Below are 18,374 nucleotides of genomic sequence, written 5' to 3' on the forward strand. Positions count from 1 at the left end.
GCATGCTTCGCCTCCCGGGCCGTGCTAAAAATCCCCCGCCAATCGTTTAGATCGATCCAACTCCGAACGGTCACGATTGACGGACAGGTAGGTGGGGGGGACCTGCCTCACGTTGCATGCGGGACGCACCGTCGTTCGTTGCTGGCAACAGCGACCTCCAGAATTAGATCGATTCAATCACGTATCGCCACCGTTTCAATCCAGGAGAGGGAGAGAGTGGAATGAACAAGATGTCCCGCATGCGCAACCGCGACACGCTGTCGGCAGCCATCACCGCCGCGCTGTTCGCCGCCGCGCTGGCCCCGGCCGGCGCCTTCGCGCAACAGGCCGGCACGACCCCGTCGCCGGACGCCACCACGCTCGACAGCGTGACCGTCACCGGCTACCGCTACGCCATCGAAAAGAGCCTGCAGCAGAAGCGCGATGCCAATGCCGTGGTCGAAGTGATCACCGCCGAGGACGTGGGCAAGTTCCCCGACAAGAACGTGGCCGACGCGCTGCAGCGCGTGCCGGGCGTGGTCATCACCCGTGATGGCGGCGAAGGCAAGACGGTCAGCGTGCGCGGCCTGGCGCCCGATCTCACCCTCACGCAGTTGAACGGCAACTACGTCGCCACCTCGGAAACCAACAACGAAGCCACGCGCTCGTTCAACTACACCCTGCTGCCGTCGAACATGCTGTCCAGCGCCGAGCTGTTCAAGTCGCCGGAAGCGCGCATCGACGAAGGCGGCATCGGCGGCACGGTGATCCTGCATACCCGCCGCCCGCTCGACATGGAAGCCAACTCGGGCTACGTCACCGTCGAGGGCACCACCTCCGACACCAGTCACGACATCGATCCGCAGCTGTCGGCGCTGTATTCCTGGCACAGCAAGGACGAGCGTTTCGGCGTGCTGGTCGGGGTGACCCAGCAGAAGCGCACCAGCCGCACGATGGAAGCCAGCACCGAGGACTTCCAGTGGTACGGCAACAACACCGATGCGCGCGACGCCAACGGCAACGTGCTGGAACAGGACGGCATCCACTACTGGTGGGGCCGGTCCGGCTTCAATGACCAGAGCGGCCGCAACTACAGCGAATTCTTCATGCCGACCTCGGTGAACTTCGCCGTGAAGGAAGAAGAGCGCGAGCGCAAGGGTGGCCAGTTCACCTTCCAGTTCAAGCCGCTCGACAACCTGACGCTGACCGCCAATTACTTCCGCTTCGAGCTGGAAGGCAACTACACCCAGAACATGCTGAAGATTCCCGAATGGAATCTGGCGCGCTACAACGGCGACGGCAACTGGGCCGGCGGCCGCATGCTGGACGGGCTCACCTTCGATCCCAGCGGCAGCATCGTGACCGGCGCGCAGTACGAGAAGCTGGCCGGCAAGACCTATTACTGCAGCGAGGAACAGGCTGCGGCCGCAGGCCTCGCGCCGGGTGGCTGGGGTCCGGACGACTGCACCATCCCCACCCCGCAGCTGACCGGCGACTACAGCCGTGAGAAGGCGCTGTCGCAGACCGCCGATCTGTCCATCGACTGGGACATCAGCCCGCTGTGGAAGGCCTCGTTCACCGGCGGCCGGACCTGGTCCGAAGGCGGCCCGTCGATGAAGTTCCGCATGGCGGCCAAGCCACGCCGCCAGGTCAATGGCGTGTGGCAGTCCGGCAACAGCTACAGCGCCTGGGACCTGACCGGCACGCCGAGTGCGACGTTCTCGCCGGACCTGCAGGAACAGTTGATGGCCGGCATCGCCGAAGTCGACACCGGCTCGACCGATTCGTCGTGGACGCAGACCGACATCAAGCAGAACTACTTCCAGGCCGATGTCACCAAGCTGTTTGAAAGCGGCTGGCTGGATTCGATCCAGTTCGGCACCAAGTACCGTGACGGCTCGGTCCATCGCAACACCGGCAACACCTACTGGGTGTGCCAGGGCAAGGATCCCGATCCGGCGTTCTACGACCAGAACCGCTACCAGTCCGGCTGCGATGCCTCGGCCGGTGTCGCCCAGCCCGGTTTCTTCCTGTCCAACCCGATCAACAACATCGCCGGCGGTTTCAACGCCAACGTGTTCCCGGGCATCAACTATCCGGCGTACATCAACTACCTCAACCAGACCTACGGTGGCTCGCACAATCGCAAGGAAGAGGATTTCGTCTACAACGTCGACGAGAAGATCTACTCGGGCTACTTCCAGGCCAACTTCCGCACCGAACGGGTCCGCGGCAACGTGGGCGTGCGTGTGGTGCGTACCCGCCAGTTCGCCGAATCCAGCGACTCGGTGGAGAAGTTCAACGACTACTTCCAGGACAACGCCGCCGGCACGCCGATGGGCTGCAACGATCCGGCGGCGGCACCGCTGATCGCCTCCAATACCGGCTATGTCTGCCAGAGCGGTTTCGTGCGCCTGCCCGACAACCTGGCGCGTGAGAAAACCTATGCGCTCAGCTCGATGGAGAAGACCTACACCGACTTCCTGCCGAGCTTCAACATCGCCTGGGACATCACCGACAGCCTGGTGCTGCGCGGCGCCGCGTCCAAGGTCATCGCCCGCCCCGGCTACACCAGCATCGCCTACCCGGGCGGTCTGAGCTATGTCAGCGAGGAGTACAGCAACGATCGCCGCGTCGCCGGCGGCACCGACACTCCCGGCTGGTACGGCTCGGGCAGCAACAAGAACCTGCAGCCGTTCGAGGCCACCCAGTACGACCTCGGTCTGGAGTGGTACTTCCGTCCGGGTTCGGTGGCCGGTGTGGCGCTGTTCCGCAAGGACATCAGCAACTTCACCGTGCCGGTGGTGCGCGACCAGCAGATGAACGTCGGTGGCCAGTCGGTGACGGTGCAGAAGTACTCCACCCAGGCCAACGGCCAGGATGGCGTGTCGCAGGGCGTTGAACTGTACGGCCAGTACACGTTCGATATCGGCCTGGGCATCCAGGCCAACTACACCTACAACGACACCAACCTGGCCGCCGTGGTGCTCGATGGCGAACGCATCGGTTCCTCGCCGCTGGTCGGCAGCGCCAAGAACCAGGCCAACGTCACGGTGTTCTACGAGAACGAGAAGTTCCTGGCGCGCGCCTCGTTCAACCGCCGTGGCGAAGTGGTGGGCGGTCTGAACAACGGTCTCACCCAGTACTCCGAACCGTATGACCAGCTGGACCTCAACGCGGCCTACAACATCACCGACGCCCTGATCCTGAGCGCATCGGTGCTCAACGCCACCAAGTCCGAGCAGCGCGTCTATCTCGGCAACGACAGCAAGGCGCGCCTGCTGTCCAACCTGTACTCCGGTCGCCAGCTCTACCTCGGCATGACCTGGAAGTTCTGAGTGTCTCCCCCCGCCCTCGGGCGGGGGTTGTTCCTCCACGGCAGCCGCGCTGGTACAGGCGGCTGCCGTTTTTGTTGTCGCAGCGGGCCGATGTCTCCGCGCGGCTCTACCCTGCGCGTGCGTCCAGCGCGGCGCGCAGCGCCGCCACTTCCGCGGCATCGGTGGCGATCCAGTCCGGCGACAGCCCGGTCAGCGCCAGGTTGTGGTGGCGCATGGCCGAGCGTTGCACGGCCTTGGCGGACGCATGCAGTTCCGTACAGCCGCTGCGGGCGGCAACGGCGACAATGTTGCCGGCGTTGAGCCCTGCCCCGGCCATCACGCCGATGCGTCCGTTCGCCTGCGCGACCAGTGCGGCCAGCACCGCGGCCCCTGTCTCCGCGTTGGCCTGGCCGCCGGACGTCAGCACCCGCTGGCAGCCCAGTGCGATGACCTGCTCCAACGCGCGGGGCAGATCGCGCGCGGCATCGAACGCGCGATGGAAAGTCACCTGGAGCGGGCCGGCGGCCTGCACCAGCGCGCGGCACAGCGCCTCGTCGATGTCACCCTCGGCATCCAGCGCGCCGATCACCACGCCATCGCAGCCCAGTGCACGGCAATGGGCGATATCGCGCAGCATGATCTCCGCGTCAAGCACGCCGTAGTGGAAGTCGCCGGGACGCGGCCGGATCAGCACGAACAGCGGAATGCGCAGCTGCTCGCGCGCCACCGCGATGCTGCCGTGCGACGGCGTGGTGCCGCCTTCGGCAAGATTGTCGAACAGCTCGATCCTGTCCGCGCCACCCTGCTGCGCGGCGAGCGCCGACGCAACCGAGTTGGAGGCGATCTCCAGCAGCCGGCGCGCCATGCTCAGCGCTGCTCGCTGGTATAGACCGACGCCGAGTCGCGCAGGTCATCCTGGCGGTCCTTGTCGCACACCGCGTAGACGAAGCCCCGGTGCAGCGCGTACGCGCCGACCTCCCCATGCCGGTCCATCGCCAGGAAACATACCTGCAGGGTCCTGCTGGCCTCCGGGCGCTTGCGCACCAGCCGTGCGATCGCTTCGCGGCACGCCTGTGCCGGCGACCGGCCCTGGCGCATGAGCTCCACCACCAGGAACGAGGCGGCATTGCGCATCATCTCCTCGCCGACGCCCGACGCCGTGGCGCCGCCGACCTCGTTGTCCACGTACAGGCCGGCGCCAATGATCGGGCTGTCACCGACACGTCCATGCAGTTTCCAGGCCATGCCGCTGGTGGTGCAGGCGCCAGCGAGGCGACCGTGGGCATCGATGGCGAGCATCCCCAGCGTGTCATGGTTGCTGCTGTCGCCGGGGCGGCCGCGCCGCTCCACGTTGATCTCGGGCGTGTACTGTGCGGTCTTCAACCAGTCGCGCCACGCCTTTTCGGCAGCCGGGGTGAGCAGCTTCTGGCGCTCGAAGCCCTGTTCCACCGCAAACTGCTGTGCGCCCTGCCCGACCAGCATCACGTGCGGCGTGTTTTCCATCACTTTGCGTGCCACCGACACCGGATGCAGGATGTCGGTCAGGGCAGCTACCGAGCCACAGCGGCCGTCGCCGTCCATGATGCTGGCATCCAGGCTGAGCACACCATCGCGGTCGGGGTTGCCGCAGCGCCCCACCGTGGGGTTGCACAGTTCGCTTTCGGCCCAGCGCGCGCCGGCCTCCACCGCATCCAGCGCGGTGCCCCCGGCCGACAGCACCGTCCATGCCGCCTGGTTGGCGCCCACGCCGAAATCCCAGGTGGACACCACCCGCGCGCCACTGCGGCGCTGCGCGCCTGCGTGCGGCAACACCAACCCACCGGCGGCCAGCGCCCCGGCCTGGAGAAACTGCCTGCGATCGGTCATGCCCACCCCTCCCTGCACTGCCTGTCGTCATCCCGCCGCACCGCGCGGCGGGAGTGCCTCACGCAACGGCGCGGCCGCGCCGTGCGTCGTGCCACACCGCCGCGCCGAGCATGCCCAGCTCGCCGTGGTCCACCCGCCACACCGGCACCTGCGCCAGCACACCGCTCATCACCCCCTTCGACAGGAAGCGCGCGCGGAAGTCACCGGCATGCAGGAAGGTGGCGATGCGGGTGGGAATGCCGCCGGCCAGGTACACCGAACGCGCGCCGAAGGTGATCGCCAGATCACCGGCCAGACTGCCCAGCCACGCGCTGAACACCTGCAGCGTTTCCACCGCCAGTGCGTCGTCGCCGGCCTGCGCGGCGGCGATCAGGTCTTCGGTGGTCTGCCAACGCGGCGTCACGCCGCGGATGCCGCACAGACACGGGTACAGGTTCATCAGGCCGCTGCCGGACAGGATCCGCTCCTGGTCCACATGCGCCCAGCGCTGCTGCATCTGGCGCAGGATCTCCAGTTCCAGCGCATTGCCGGCGGTGAGCGCGGCGTGCCCTGCTTCGCTGGCCAGCACCGGCTGGTCGCCGCCCTGGAAGCGCAGTGCCGCACCCAGCCCGGTGCCGGGGCCGAGCACCAGCGCCGGCCAAGGCGAGGCGACGACCGGCTCGCCGTTGAGCGCCACCAGGGTGTCCGGCTGCACGTGCGGAATGGCGTAGGCCACCGCTTCGAAATCGTTGATCAGCGCCAGCGAGCGCAGACCGGCCTCGGCCCGCGTGGCCGCCACCGATACAGGCCAGGCCAGGTTGGTGTTGACCAGGTGGTCGCCTTCCAGCAGCCCGGCGATCGCCACGACGGCGGTGTCGACCGGACGCAGGGCGGCGCGCGTGAAGTCGGCCAGGATCGCCGCCAGGCTGGCGTAATCGGCACAGCGGTACTGCCGCAGCCCGCTCAGGCGCGGCGGCAGACCCGCCTGCACCTCGGCAAGCCCGAGGCGTGCGAACGTGCCGCCGACATCGGCAACGATGATCGGATCATGGCGCATGGCCGGACCGGGCGTCGCACGGGACGAATCGGAAGGGAGCGGGACATGCCCGGAAAACGGTGCCGCAACGCTCACTCGCAGGCCTTGGCTGGGATCGAATCAATCCGGGCGATTTTCGGCGATCGCCCGGGGTTTGCAAAGCGGCGCCTGCCGTACAGGGGCGTATGCCAGCTCAGGGCGAGGCGACCTGCAGGCGATAGGTGGTGCTGGCGGTGGCGGTGGGGCCATCGCCGTGCACCGCGCGCACCTCGACTTTGTGCGCGCCGGCCGCCAGGTCGGTAGGCAGCGCCCCGCGCCACAGGTGCGGCGAGGGCGTGGCCTCCGGCGAGCGGTCGAAGCCGCGCAGACGTTCGGCGGTGTCGTCGGCGACATTCTCTTCCAGCAGGCGCGGGTCCGCCTGCACCACGCGCTTCATCGGCTGCCACGCGCCGTCATCGACGCGGTATTCGACCAGGGTGTCGTCCTGGCCCATGAACACATTGGCGTAAACGCCCCAGGCCGGATATGCGCCCTTGCGCAGCACGCGCGGCGCATGCAGCGCGATCTGGTAGTCATCCGGCGCACGCGCCACGTAGTAGCGCAGGGCATAGTCGCCAGCCGGCTTGACCGACAGCACGGCGTAGCCGTTCGGGGTGCCATCGCTCATGGTCGCGTCGGGGATGCCGTTGCTGTCTTTGACCCCCGACCAGAACGCACCGCAGGCCGCACCGACGTTGTACTCGTGCAGGGGCTTGGCGCCCTGCCAGCCCTCGGCGGCGCTGTGGTAATAGTGCCGCTGGGTGTGGCTGTGGCCGCTCAGCACCAGCACGTTGGGGAAGTCCTTGAGCAGCGCGAACAGGCGCTTGCGGTCGGCGTGGCGGAAGGTCTCGCGGCCCGGTTCGGCATCGAACAGCGGGATGTGCATGCCCAGAACGACCAGGCGGTCGCGCGGCAGGCCCTTGAGGTAGTTGCCGAGGAAGGTGAACTGGTCCGCGCGCAGGCCGCCGATGTACTTCGGCCGCGCGGTGGGGTCGTAGACCACGTCGTCGAGGAACACGAAACTGGCGCCGCCCTCTTCCACCGCGTAGGTGTCCGGCCCGTACACCGCGCGCCAGCTGTCCAGCGAATGGCGGTCGTCGCCGGCGTCCATGTCCAGGTCGTGGTTGCCCGGCACGTGGAACCACGGCACCTGCAGCTGCGCGGTGACCTTGTTGATGGCCGGGTACAGCGACAGGTCGTCGTTGACGATGTCGCCCAGCGTGGTGCCCAGCCGCGCCGGGTGCTTGCCGACGATCGGCTCGACGATGGCGCGCTGGTAATACCCGATGTCCTGGCGGCTGGCGGTCTGCGAGTCGGAGAACACCAGCATCTCGAAGCCATCGCGGGCCGAGGCGGCGTCCTCGACCGGCTCCAGCGCGAAATCCCAGTGGCGGGTGCCGGCGCCGGTGGCGGCGATGCCGTCGTACTTCAGCCTGGGCGAGCCCTGTGGCGCGTAGTGACGCCAGTAACCCGGCAGGCCGTTGGACGCCGCCGGGAACCGGTATTCATCCGGTTTGATCACGAAGACCGTCTGGCCGTCGCGCACCGGCAACGCATAGCTTCCGTCGGCGGCGGTCCGCACGATGGTCTCGCCGTTGGATACCTGCACGCCGGCCAGGCCCGGATCGGTGGGGCCGCGCCCCGGCTTGCCGTCGCGCTCCTGATAGACCTTGCCGGTCACGGTCACCTCGGCAGCCCAGGCAGGGGCGGTCGTCAACAGCAGGCAGGCCAGCCAGACAGCAGTGCGGGTCATCGAGGGGGTTCCGTTCGGGGTGGGCGATTGTAAAGCCGCACATCATCCCCCGCGGTGCGTTTCACCAACGTTAAACGCACCGGTTCAACGCTCAGGCGGCGTGCCGTGCGGCCAGTACCGCCACCGCATCCTCCAGCCCGAGTCCCCGCGCACGCAGCAGCACGGTGAGGTGGAACAGCAGGTCCGCCGATTCGCCGAGCAGCGCCGCATCGTCCTGCACCACACCTGCCAGCGCGGTTTCCACGCCCTCCTCGCCCACCTTCTGGGCAATGCGACGGGTGCCTGCCTCGAACAGCGAGGTGGTGTAGCTGCCGGCCGGACGGTCCTGCGCGCGCTGCCGCACCAGCGCATCCAGCCGCCCGAGGAAGCTGCCGGGCGCCTGCGCGAAGCAGCTTTCGGCGCCGGTATGGCAGGTCGGTCCCGCCGGGCGTGCACTGACCAGCAGGCTGTCACTGTCGCAGTCCACCCGCACGGCCGTCACCGCCAGCACGTTGCCGGACGACTCGCCCTTGGTCCACAGCCGCTGCCGGCTGCGGCTGTAGAAGGTCATGTGGCCGGTCACCAGGGTGAGCTCCAGCGATTCGGCATTGGCATAGCCGAGCATCAGCACGGCCAGCGTATCGGCGTCCTGCACCACCACCGGCAGCAGGCCGTCGCCCTTGGCCCAATCCAGTGCAGCCAGCGCCTCGCGGGAGGGGAATACGTCAATAGACATCACGGACCTCGATCTGCTGCTCGCGCAGGAACTGCTTGAGTGCGGGAATGGCAATGGCGCCACTGTGGAACACGCTGGCGGCCAACGCACCGTCGACGTCGGCCTGGTCGAACACGTCAGCGAAGTGCTGCATGTCCCCGGCGCCGCCGGACGCGATCAGCGGCACCTGACACAACGCGCGTGCCTGGCGAAGCTGGGCCACGTCGTAGCCGCGGCGCACGCCATCGCTGTCCATGCAGTTCAGCACGATCTCGCCGGCACCGCGGCGCTGTGCCTCCACCAGCCAGTCCAGCGTGCGCATCGGCACTGCCTGGGTCTTGTCGGGGTCGCCGCTGAAACGGCGCACCCGCCATTGGCCATCAGGCTCGCGGACCGAATCGATGCCGACCACCACGCACTGCACGCCGAAGGCGTCGGCCAGTTCCTCGATCAATGCCGGGCGCCCGAGCGCCGGCGAATTGATCGATATCTTGTCGGCGCCGGCATACAGCACGCGGCGGGCGGTCTCCACGTCGCTGATGCCACCGGCGACGCAGAACGGAATGTCGATCAGACGTGCAATGCGCTCGATCCAGCCCACATCGACCGCACGGCCCTCCGGGCTGGCCCCGATATCGTAGAACACCAGCTCGTCAGCGCCCTGGTCGCGGTAGCGCAGGGCCAGCTCGGCGATGTCGCCCATGTCCACGTGATCGCGGAAGCGTACGCCCTTGACCACGCGGCCGTCGCGCACGTCCAGGCAGGGAATCAGCCGGCGGCTCAGCATGCCAGCGCCTCCGCCAGGCTCATGCGCCCTTCCAGCAGCGCCTTGCCCAGGATCGCGCCACCGCATCCCACCACCTTGGCCTCGGCAACATCGGCGGCGCTGCGCACGCCGCCGGAGGCCTGCACGGCCACGCCGGGCAGCAGCGTCGACAGGTGCCGGTACAGCGCGATGTTCGGCCCGGACAACATGCCGTCCCGGGCGATGTCGGTGCACAGCAGGTGGCGCATGCCGGCCTGCGCATAGCGCTGGGCCAGTGCATCCAGGGTCACGTCGGCGGTCTCGGTCCAGCCGTGCACCGGCAGCAGCCAGCGGCCGTCGTCGGCCTGCCGGGCATCGAGTGCGATCGTCAGCCGCTCCGCGCCGAACTCACGGAGCCAGCCGATCACCGTATCCGGTTGGCGTACCGACACGGAGCCGACCACCACGCGGGCAGCGCCCGCCTGCAGGAGGCGCGCGACATCCTCGCGCGAGCGCACGCCCCCGCCGGTCTGCACCTTCAGCCCGGTCTGCGCGGTGATCGCCGTGAGCAGGGGCGAGAGGGTGTAGCCGCCGGCACGGGCGGCGTCGAGGTCGACCAGGTGCATCCAGCTCGCGCCGGCGTCCGCAAAGACCTGCGCGCGCGGCAGCGGGTCGTCGCCATAGGTGGTCTGCCGGGTGTAATCCCCCTGCAGCAGGCGCACCACGCGGCCGTCGCGGATGTCCAGTGCGGGATAGACGATGAAACTCATGGGGAGGCGTTCTCGATGAAGTTGCGCAGGATCCGGGCACCGGTGGCGGCCGACCGCTCGGGATGGAACTGCGCGCCGCTGTGGCGGCCGCGCTGCACCACCGCCGCGAACAGGCCGCCGTGGTCGCATGCTGCCACGGTGTGTTCGTTCAATGGCGCGGCGTAGCTGTGCACGAAGTAGGCACTGGCACGATCGGCCACGCCGTGCATCAGCGGCGCATCGCGCAGCGGCAGCAGGCGGTTCCAGCCCATGTGCGGCACCCGGATCCCGGTGGCCGGATGCAGGTGGCGGACGACGCCGGGCAGCAGCCCGAGGCACTCGACATGACCTTCTTCGGAGCCTTCAAACAACAGCTGCATGCCCAGGCAGATGCCCAGCAACGGCACCTCCAGTTCACGCAGGGGTTGCACCAGCCCCTGCGCATGCAGGCGCGCCATGCCATGCGGCGCGGCACCCACACCGGGCAGAATCACCCGCGACACGCCGCGCAGGCCGGCCGCGTCGCGCACCAGTCGCACGCGCGCGCCAAGCCGTTCCAGCGCATAACGGACCGAGCCGAGATTGGCGCCGCCGGCATCGATCAGGGCGATTTCGCTCACAGCGCCCCCTTGGTACTGGGCATCGCGCTGCCCTGCCGTGGCAAGGCCTGGCGAAGGGCGCGCGCAAGTACTTTGAAGCACGCCTCGACTTTGTGGTGGTCGTTGTCGCCTTGCACGCGGAGGTTGAGGTTGAGCCCGGCCGCGTCGCACAGCGAGCGGAAGAAGTGGGGTACCAGCTCGGTGGGCATGTCGCCCACACGTTCGCGCTTGAAATCGCCCTCGAACACGAAGTACGGCCGGCCGCTGAAATCCAGCGCGGCGCTGGCCAGGGTCTCGTCCATCGGCAGGGTAAAGCCATAGCGGCCGATGCCGCGCTTGTCGCCCAGCGCCTCGCGCAGGGCCTGGCCCAGGGCCAGACCGGTGTCCTCGATGGTGTGGTGCTCGTCGATATGCAGGTCACCCTCGGCGTGCACGGTCAGCGCGAACCCGCCGTGCTTGCCGATCTGCTCCAGCATATGGTCGAAGAACGGCAGACCGGTATGGATCTGCGGTTCGGCGACGCGGTCCAGATCGACCTCGACGCGGATGCGGGTTTCCCTGGTAGTGCGCTGCACTGTCGCCCGGCGTGGCGCGTCGGCCAGCTCGTGCGCAATGCCGTTCCAGTCCCACTCGCCGCCGAACTGTGCGGTGCGCAGCTGGAAACCGCGGATGTTCATGTTCTGCGCGAACTGGATGTCGGTGGGGCGGTCGCCGACCATCGCCGAGCGCGCCCAGTCGATGCTGCGGTCCTGCAGATAGGGCAGCATCAGGCCGATGCCGGGCTTGCGCGTCGGCGCATTGTCGTGCGGCCAGGTGCCATCGATGAGCACGTCACGGAACACGATGCCCTGGCTGGCGAAGATCTGCAGCATCAGGTCGTTGGGGCCGTCGAAGCTGGCCTGGGGATAATCTTCGCTGCCCAGCCCGTCCTGATTGCTGACGATCACGAACTGATAGCCGGCGTCACGCAGTTTGAGCATCGCCGGGATCACATCGCGGACGAAGCGCAGCTTCTCGTAGGCATCGATCTGGAAATCGGCTGGCTCCTCGATCAGGGTACCGTCGCGGTCGACAAACAGAATCGGGGTCATGCGGCAGCCCTCCGGGCAATCAGGGCGGCAAGCACGCGGTCGTTCTGCTCCGGGCTGCCAATGGTGATGCGCAGCGCATCGCCGAGCTGGGGCGCGGCACGCTGGTCGCGCACCACCACACCGGCGGCGAGCAGCGCATCGAACGCAACCTGTGCATCGGCAAAGCGCACGAGCAGGTAGTTGCCCTGCGAGGGGTACACGCGCACCACGCCGGGCAGCACGGCCAGGCCAGCCTGCAGACGCGCGCGTTCGGCCTTGACCTGTGCGATGCGCTGGCCGGTGACGGCCAGGGATTCCGGCTCAAGACCGGCCAATGCCAGATCCGCACAGGGGGCCGGCACCGGGTAAGGCGCCTGGCAGCGGCGCAGCAGCTGGATCAGCGCGGCATCGGCGATCAGGCTGCCGATGCGGGCGGCCGCCAGCGCGTGCGCCTTGGACAGCGTCCGCAGCACGGCGATGTTGTCGTGGCGGCTCAACAGCGTCGTGGCAGACGGCTGCTCCGCATACTCGCCATAGGCCTCGTCCACCACCACCAATGCTCTGCTCTGCAGCGCCGTCGCGACACGCTCGATCTCGGCCAGCGCGATCGTGCTGCCGGCCGGGTTGGATGGCGAACACAGGAACACCAGCTTGGCGTTGCCGCCCAATGCGGCAGCGATCACCGCGTCGATGTCGGCGTCCAGCGCGTCGCCGCGGTCAATCAGCGGCACTTCGACCAGCGGCGCCTTCTGCAGCCGCGCGCACACCGCGTACATGCCGAACACCGGCGGGGTGGTCACCACCGCGTCGCGGCCCGGCTCGCACAGGGCACGCACCAGCAGATCGATGGCTTCGTCGCTGCCGCGCCCGATCAGCAACTGCTCGGGCGCGCAGCCATACAGAGCGGCCAGCCGCTCGCGCAATGCCGCCGGCTGCGGGTCCGGATAGCGCCGCGCGCCACCGGCCACGTCGGCCGGGTTGGCCCACGCCGATTCGTTGGCGTTGAGCCACACATCGCCCACCAGCGCACTGCTGCGTGCCGACGAGTAGCCCGCAAACGCCTGCAGATCGTCGCGCACCAGCGACAGGATGGAGGCAGCGTTCATGCGGCCGCCTCCATGCGCAGCGTCACCGCGTTCTCGTGCGCGTCCAGGCCTTCGGCGCGGGCAAGGATGCGCGCGCATTCGCCGATCGCGGCGATGCCCGCAGGCGTGGCCGACTGCACGCTGATCAGGTTCTGGAAGCTGGCCACGCTCACGCCGCTGTAGGCACGCGCGGCACCGGCGGTGGGCAGCACGTGGTTGGTGCCGCTGCAGTAGTCGCCCAGCGCTTCGGGGGTGTAGTCGCCGAGGAACACCGAGCCGGCCGCCTCGACCTTGTCCAGCCAGGCACGTGGTTCGCGCAGCGCCAGGATCAGGTGTTCGGGCGCGTAACGGTTGCTGATCTCGAAGGCCTGCGCCAGGGACTCCACCTGGATCAGGCGCGATGCCTGCAATGCCTGCACCGCGATCGACGCGCGCGAGAGGCGGCCGAGCTGGTCGTCGACGGCCGCCGCCACCCTGGCGAGCATGGCCGGATCATCGGTGAGCAGCAGCACCTGCGAATCCGGGCCGTGCTCGGCCTGCGAAAGCAGGTCTGCGGCGACGAATGCGGGGTTGGCGCCGGCATCGGCGATCACCAGCACTTCAGAGGGACCGGCGGGCATGTCGATGGCCGCCGCGCCGTCCTGCGCCACCTGCTGTTTGGCCTCGGTGACGAAACTGTTGCCCGGCCCGAACAGCTTGTCGCAGGCCGGTACACTCTCGGTGCCGTAGGCCATTGCGGCGATGGCCTGTGCGCCGCCGAGCGTGAACACGCGGTGCACCCCGGTCAGGCGCGCGGCCACCAGCACTGCCGGATCGGCGCTGCCGTCGCTGCGCGGCGGCGTACACAGCACCACTTCGCGGCACCCGGCCAACCGCGCCGGCACACCCAGCATCAGCGCGGTGGACGGCAACGGCGCGCTGCCGGCCGGCACGTACAGGCCGACCCGGCCAATCGGCCGCACCACGCGCTCGCAGCGCACCCCGGGAGCGGTATCCACCGCATAGCCCTGGCTCATGCCGGCCTGGTGGAACATCGCGATGCGTGCGGCGGCCTCGCTCATCGCCTTGCGCAGGTCGGCCGACACCGCCCGCTCGGCGGCGGCGAACTCGGCCTCGCCGACCTCGAAGGTTGCCGGGGCTACGCCATCGAAGCGCAGGCTGATTTCGCGCAGCGCCGTATCGCCGTCGGCGCGTACCGCCGCGATCAGCGACGCCACCGATTCACGGGTGCGTGCCGCTACGGCCTGCACGGGGCGCTGCAGCGCCTGCGCCTGGGCATCGGCATCCAATTGGGACCATTGCAGACGATTCATGCCAGCGACCGCTCCACGCTCAACACCATCAACCCCTGGGCGCCAGCGCGCTCCAGCTCCTCCAGCCGCTGCCAGGTCAACGCACCGTGGCACATGGTCTGCAGGCGCAGGTGTCCACCGTCGTCGGGCAGGTGCACCAGCGGATCGGCATCGGGCAGCAGCCGGCTCAGCTCGGACACGCGGTCGCGTGCGGCGCGGAACATCAGCAGCTTGCTGTCCTGCACGTTGACCACTGCATCGAGCCGGCGCAGCAGCATTGCCATCAGGCCGGCGCGCGCGTCGTCGGGTGTCCGCACCGGACCGGCCAGCACCGCCTCGCTGTCCAGCAGCGTTTCCACCGGCGTCAGCTGGTTGGCGGCCAACGTCGCGCCGCTGGAGACCAGGTCGCAGATCAGGTCGGCCGTGCCGAGGCGCGGGGCGATCTCGACCGAGCCGGACAGCTCCACCACCTGCGCGTCGATGCCGCGCGCCTCCAGCCAGTCGGCCAGGATCGCCGGATAGCTGGTGGCGATGCGCTTGCCGGCCAGCGTGGCCACGCCCTGCCACTCCCATTCCTCCGGCACGGCGAGCATCAGCCGGCACTGGCCGAAGTTGAGCCCGCGCAGGGCCTGATAAGCCTGCGGCAACCCGATCCGGCGACGGGCGGCGCCCTGCTCGTCCAGTTCGTTGCGGCCGACGATGCCGAAATCGCAGACGCCGTCAGCGATCAGGCCGGGAATGTCGTCGTCGCGCACCAGCAGCAGGTCCACCGGCAGCGATTCGCCATAGCAGAACAGCTTGTCACGGCTCTGCCGCCAGCTCAGCCCGCAGGCGGTCAGGAGGCTGCGGGCAGGCTCGGCCAGCCGCCCGTTCTTCTGGATGGCAATACGCAGCCGGTCGCGTGCCGGGGCAGTCTGGGTTGCACTCATGGGGAGGGTCTCTACGTGGATTCGGAGGTGGACGCAGTGGCGGCAACGGCAGCGGCATAGCCGCCGTGTCCATGCTCCAGCGAACGCGCGACACGGCCGGTGGTGGTCACGCTGACGCCTGTCAGTTCATGGATTTCGCGATACGGCACGCCCTGCTGCAGCAGCGGCACCACCTTCCAGCGGTCCGACAGCGCCTCCAGTTCGGCCGGGGTGCACAGGTCGCGCAGGAACGCGGTCACCTGTGCCGGACTGGACAGCGCAGCGAACGCGCGGGCCAGCGCCGACAGGTCGGCCTGGGCATCTTTTTCACGGGGGATAGGGCGTAGTTTCATCGTATGAATGTAATAGCGCGCTAATACATTAGCGCAAGTAAACGGCCGCGGTCAAACGCCGACGGGTGCGGACCGGGAAGGATTCAGCCGGGCGCTGGCCAGCGGGCCGCGCAGGGCGTAGGTGCTCAGGGGGTGCGATGGCGGACGGAAGCGCCGCCTAGCAACGGGCGGCTCGACCGGACGTGGTGCCAGGGTATCGGGGGGCGGCGGTGCCGAGGGGTCGAAGAACGATGGCGGATGACAGATAAGCCGACCGACGGTCCGCTCTACCGGGGGGTGCGCTGGCAGCGCACCTCGGCGCGCAGGGCGCCGCTGCGCAGGCATTCGCCGAACAGACTGCCCTGGCGGCTGGGAATGGGCTGCAGCGCTTCCAACGGGCCGGCCCGGCCGCCGCACGTCCGCGCGGCGAGGGCTTCCAGATCCAGCTCCAGCGGATTCCGCCGCGGCGGCGCCGGGAGGAGAACATGGCAGCGGTCCGCCTCCAGCCGGTAGTGTCCCGGCCCGATGCGCTGGCTGTGCAGCGCCGGGTCGCTCTGGCACCCCGTCAGCAGGAGTGCCATCAGCGCCCCGGCCGCGGCCTGCCTCACGGCATGACCTTGGCCTGTTCCAGCTCCACCTGGAGGGCGCTGGCCAATTCCTCGCGGGCAACCTCGAACTGCTGCTCGCGCAGCAGGTCCTTGACAGCGACCACGCCGCGCGCCAGCTCGTCCTCGCCGGCCAGCACCACGAAACGGATGCCCGCCTTGGCGGCGTACTGGAACTGCTTGCCGATCTTCTTCGGCTCCATCTGCACTTCGGCATTGATGCCGCCGGCACGCAGGCGGCGGGCGATGTCCAGCGACTGGGCCAGACCGTTGTCGTCCATCAGCGCCACCAGCGCATGCACGCTGCTGTCCTCGATGCCGGCGATCAGCCCGGCTTCGCGGAGCTGCCAGAACAGGCGGGTCAGGCCGATCGAGATGCCCACGCCGGGCAGGCGCGACTTGCTGTAGTGGCTGGCCAGGTCTTCATAGCGGCCGCCCGAGCAGATCGACCCGATCTGCGGGTGGTCGGTGAGCGTGGTCTCGTAGACGGTACCGGTGTAGTAATCCAGGCCGCGGGCGATGGAGAAATTCAGGCAGTACGCGGTCTCCGGCACGCCCAGCGCCTTGACCAGCTCCAGCACCTCACGCAGCTCGGCCACGCCGGCCTTGAGCATGTCGCTGGCGGCCGGGTCGGCCAGCAGTGCATCCAGCTGCGCCAGCGCATCGGCGTGGCTGCTGGAGCGCACCGCGACGAACGCCAGGATCCGCTCGACCTGCCCGGCCGGAATGCCGAAGCCCTCGCCCACCAGTGTCTCGCGCACGTAGTCCGGGCCGCGCTTGTCCAGCTTGTCCACTTCGCGCAGCACCGCCAGCTGGCGTTCGCCATCGGCCACGCCCAGGCTTTCGAAGAAGCCGCGCAGCAGCTTGCGGTTGTTCAACTGGATGCTGAAATCACCGATGCTCAGTTCGGCGAACACCGCGTGGATCACGGCCAGCACCTCGGCGTCGTAGCGCACGCTCAGACTGTCCTTGCCGATCACATCGATGTCGCACTGGTAGAACTCGCGGAAACGCCCGCGCTGGGCGCGCTCGCCGCGGTACACGCGCTGCATCTGGTAACGGCGGAACGGGAAGGTCAGGTCGTGCTCGTGCTCGGCCACGTAACGCGCCAGCGGCACGGTCAGATCGAAACGCAGGGCCAGTTCCGGCAGGCTCCGGTCGCCCGCTTCGGCCGCATTGGCCAGCGCGCCGGTGGACTGCACGAAATACACCTGGCGCTCGGTCTCGCCACCGGACTTGGTCAGCAGCACGTCGGACAGCTCGAACACCGGCGTCTCCACCGGCAGGAACCCGAACCGCTCGTAGTTGCGGCGGATGACGTCCAGCATGCGCTGGAACGCGATCTGCTCACGCGGCAGCAATTCCATGATGCCGGGCGGCGTACGGGGCTTGATCACTTGCGGGACTCCTGCAAAACGGGGGGATGAGCGAGCTGCGTATTCTAGCCGCAGCCGGGCGGCGGCACCTCGTCCGGCGGGCATGGCCCGGGCCAACGACCGCATGACGTATCATAGGCAGGCCCCGCTCCCTGGTTCGACATGACCCGGCCTCACCCCGGTAACGCTCTCTCCGCCGTTGAAGACCCTGCCACGCCGGGCTGCTCGCCGCTGCGCGACTGCCTGCACTGCTCGGTGCGCCATCTGGCAGTGTGCTCGGCGCTGGCGCCGGACGAGGTGCTGGCGCTGGAGCGGGTCACCGTGTCGCAGCCGCTGCCGCTGGGTGCCAACCTGGCCCGCGCCGGCGAGCCGCGCCATCATGTCTATACCTTGACCGCCGGCGCGCTGCGCCTGGTCCGCACCCTGGCCGACGGCCGCCGTCAGATCAGCGGCTTCGTACTGCCGGGAGACTATCTCGGCCTCAGCGGCAGCGACCATCACCGCTATGACATCGAGGCCATCGCCGACAGCCGCGTGTGCCGGGTCGCCCTGCCGCAGATGAAGGACCTGCGCGCGCGCTTCCCGCACCTGGAGCGCAAGCTGCTGCAGCGCGCCTGCCAGGAACTGGATGCCGCGCAGGACGCCGCGCTCGCGCTGGGCCGTCTGCAACCGGCCGAGAAGCTGGCCGACTTCCTGCTGCGGCTGGCCGCGCGCGAGGCACGGCTGGGGGGCGACGGGACACGCGTGACCCTGCCGATGGGGCGCGGCGACATCGCCGACCACCTTGGCCTGACGATGGAGACGGTCAGCCGCACCTTCACCAAGCTGCGCCAGCAGGGCCTGATCGCCCTGCCCCATCTGAACACTGTCGAGATCCTCGACGAAGATGCACTGCGCCAACTGTCGGCCGACGAGGCGTACTGACGCACGGCCGGGCTCCCTCCGGCGTT

Annotated in this window: 17 protein-coding genes; 2 read left to right on the forward strand and 15 right to left on the reverse strand. The window is 68.7% G+C overall.

Going from position 1 to position 18,374, the window contains the following annotated elements; all coding sequences use genetic code 11:
* The first annotated feature begins 221 nt into the window (after nt 1-221).
* The gene (locus tag GDJ08_RS02225) at nt 222-3,317 is read left to right on the forward strand and encodes a TonB-dependent receptor (protein ID WP_017356271.1); all 3,096 of its coding nucleotides are present in this window, start codon (nt 222-224) and stop codon (nt 3,315-3,317) included.
* Nucleotides 3,318-3,423: 106 nt separating this feature from the next.
* Here GDJ08_RS02225 and GDJ08_RS02230 read toward each other — a convergent pair whose 3' ends face one another.
* The 15 genes from GDJ08_RS02230 to hisS all read right to left on the reverse strand — a co-directional run bounded on the left by GDJ08_RS02230 (nt 3,424) and on the right by hisS (nt 17,445).
* Entirely contained in the window at nt 3,424-4,161 is a 738-nt protein-coding gene (locus GDJ08_RS02230; RefSeq protein ID WP_153164216.1) for a copper homeostasis protein CutC, read from the reverse strand.
* A gap of 2 nt (nt 4,162-4,163) precedes the next feature.
* The gene (locus GDJ08_RS02235; protein ID WP_017356269.1) at nt 4,164-5,162 is read right to left on the reverse strand and encodes a glycosylasparaginase; all 999 of its coding nucleotides are present in this window, start codon (nt 5,160-5,162) and stop codon (nt 4,164-4,166) included.
* A 58-nt stretch (nt 5,163-5,220) separates the two neighbouring features.
* The gene (locus GDJ08_RS02240; protein WP_017356268.1) at nt 5,221-6,198 is read right to left on the reverse strand and encodes a glucokinase; all 978 of its coding nucleotides are present in this window, start codon (nt 6,196-6,198) and stop codon (nt 5,221-5,223) included.
* A 172-nt stretch (nt 6,199-6,370) separates the two neighbouring features.
* Entirely contained in the window at nt 6,371-7,969 is a 1,599-nt protein-coding gene (locus GDJ08_RS02245; protein ID WP_153164218.1) for a calcineurin-like phosphoesterase C-terminal domain-containing protein, read from the reverse strand.
* Between the two features lie 91 nt (nt 7,970-8,060).
* Nucleotides 8,061-8,684, reverse strand: coding sequence for a bifunctional phosphoribosyl-AMP cyclohydrolase/phosphoribosyl-ATP diphosphatase HisIE (gene hisIE / locus GDJ08_RS02250; RefSeq protein WP_017355830.1), 624 nt, complete (start codon nt 8,682-8,684; stop codon nt 8,061-8,063).
* Entirely contained in the window at nt 8,674-9,450 is a 777-nt protein-coding gene (gene hisF, locus GDJ08_RS02255) for an imidazole glycerol phosphate synthase subunit HisF (protein WP_017355829.1), read from the reverse strand. Before hisF ends, hisIE begins: the two co-directional genes overlap by 11 nt.
* On the reverse strand, nt 9,444-10,178 hold the full coding sequence (gene hisA / locus GDJ08_RS02260) for a 1-(5-phosphoribosyl)-5-[(5-phosphoribosylamino)methylideneamino]imidazole-4-carboxamide isomerase (RefSeq protein WP_017355828.1): 735 nt from the start codon (nt 10,176-10,178) through the stop codon (nt 9,444-9,446). Before hisA ends, hisF begins: the two co-directional genes overlap by 7 nt.
* Nucleotides 10,175-10,777, reverse strand: coding sequence for an imidazole glycerol phosphate synthase subunit HisH (gene hisH / locus GDJ08_RS02265; RefSeq protein ID WP_017355827.1), 603 nt, complete (start codon nt 10,775-10,777; stop codon nt 10,175-10,177). Before hisH ends, hisA begins: the two co-directional genes overlap by 4 nt.
* Nucleotides 10,774-11,847 carry a bifunctional histidinol-phosphatase/imidazoleglycerol-phosphate dehydratase HisB gene (gene hisB, locus GDJ08_RS02270; protein WP_017355826.1) on the reverse strand — a complete coding sequence of 358 codons (1,074 nt, stop codon included), beginning with the start codon at nt 11,845-11,847 and terminating at the stop codon, nt 10,774-10,776. Before hisB ends, hisH begins: the two co-directional genes overlap by 4 nt.
* Nucleotides 11,844-12,932: a histidinol-phosphate transaminase gene (gene hisC / locus GDJ08_RS02275; protein ID WP_153164220.1), complete on the reverse strand. Its 1,089-nt coding sequence runs from the start codon at nt 12,930-12,932 to the stop codon at nt 11,844-11,846. The genes hisB and hisC overlap by 4 nt, the downstream gene beginning before the upstream one ends.
* Nucleotides 12,929-14,224 carry a histidinol dehydrogenase gene (gene hisD / locus GDJ08_RS02280; RefSeq protein ID WP_153164222.1) on the reverse strand — a complete coding sequence of 432 codons (1,296 nt, stop codon included), beginning with the start codon at nt 14,222-14,224 and terminating at the stop codon, nt 12,929-12,931. Before hisD ends, hisC begins: the two co-directional genes overlap by 4 nt.
* Complete coding sequence (hisG, locus tag GDJ08_RS02285; RefSeq protein ID WP_017355823.1) at nt 14,221-15,132, reverse strand: ATP phosphoribosyltransferase; 912 nt, start codon at nt 15,130-15,132, stop codon at nt 14,221-14,223. Before hisG ends, hisD begins: the two co-directional genes overlap by 4 nt.
* An 11-nt stretch (nt 15,133-15,143) precedes the next feature.
* Entirely contained in the window at nt 15,144-15,464 is a 321-nt protein-coding gene (locus GDJ08_RS02290; RefSeq protein WP_017355822.1) for a YerC/YecD family TrpR-related protein, read from the reverse strand.
* Nucleotides 15,465-15,730: 266 nt separating this feature from the next.
* Entirely contained in the window at nt 15,731-16,024 is a 294-nt protein-coding gene (locus tag GDJ08_RS02295) for a hypothetical protein (RefSeq protein WP_017355821.1), read from the reverse strand.
* A gap of 23 nt (nt 16,025-16,047) precedes the next feature.
* Nucleotides 16,048-17,445, reverse strand: coding sequence for a histidine--tRNA ligase (gene hisS, locus GDJ08_RS02300; RefSeq protein ID WP_017355820.1), 1,398 nt, complete (start codon nt 17,443-17,445; stop codon nt 16,048-16,050).
* A gap of 141 nt (nt 17,446-17,586) precedes the next feature.
* On the opposite strand from hisS, the gene GDJ08_RS02305 reads away from it, so the two are divergent.
* Entirely contained in the window at nt 17,587-18,348 is a 762-nt protein-coding gene (locus GDJ08_RS02305) for a Crp/Fnr family transcriptional regulator (protein WP_017355819.1), read from the forward strand.
* The last annotated feature ends 26 nt before the right edge of the window (nt 18,349-18,374 follow it).

This window comes from Stenotrophomonas nematodicola (assembly GCF_009467805.1).
Taxonomy (GTDB): domain Bacteria; phylum Pseudomonadota; class Gammaproteobacteria; order Xanthomonadales; family Xanthomonadaceae; genus Stenotrophomonas; species Stenotrophomonas nematodicola.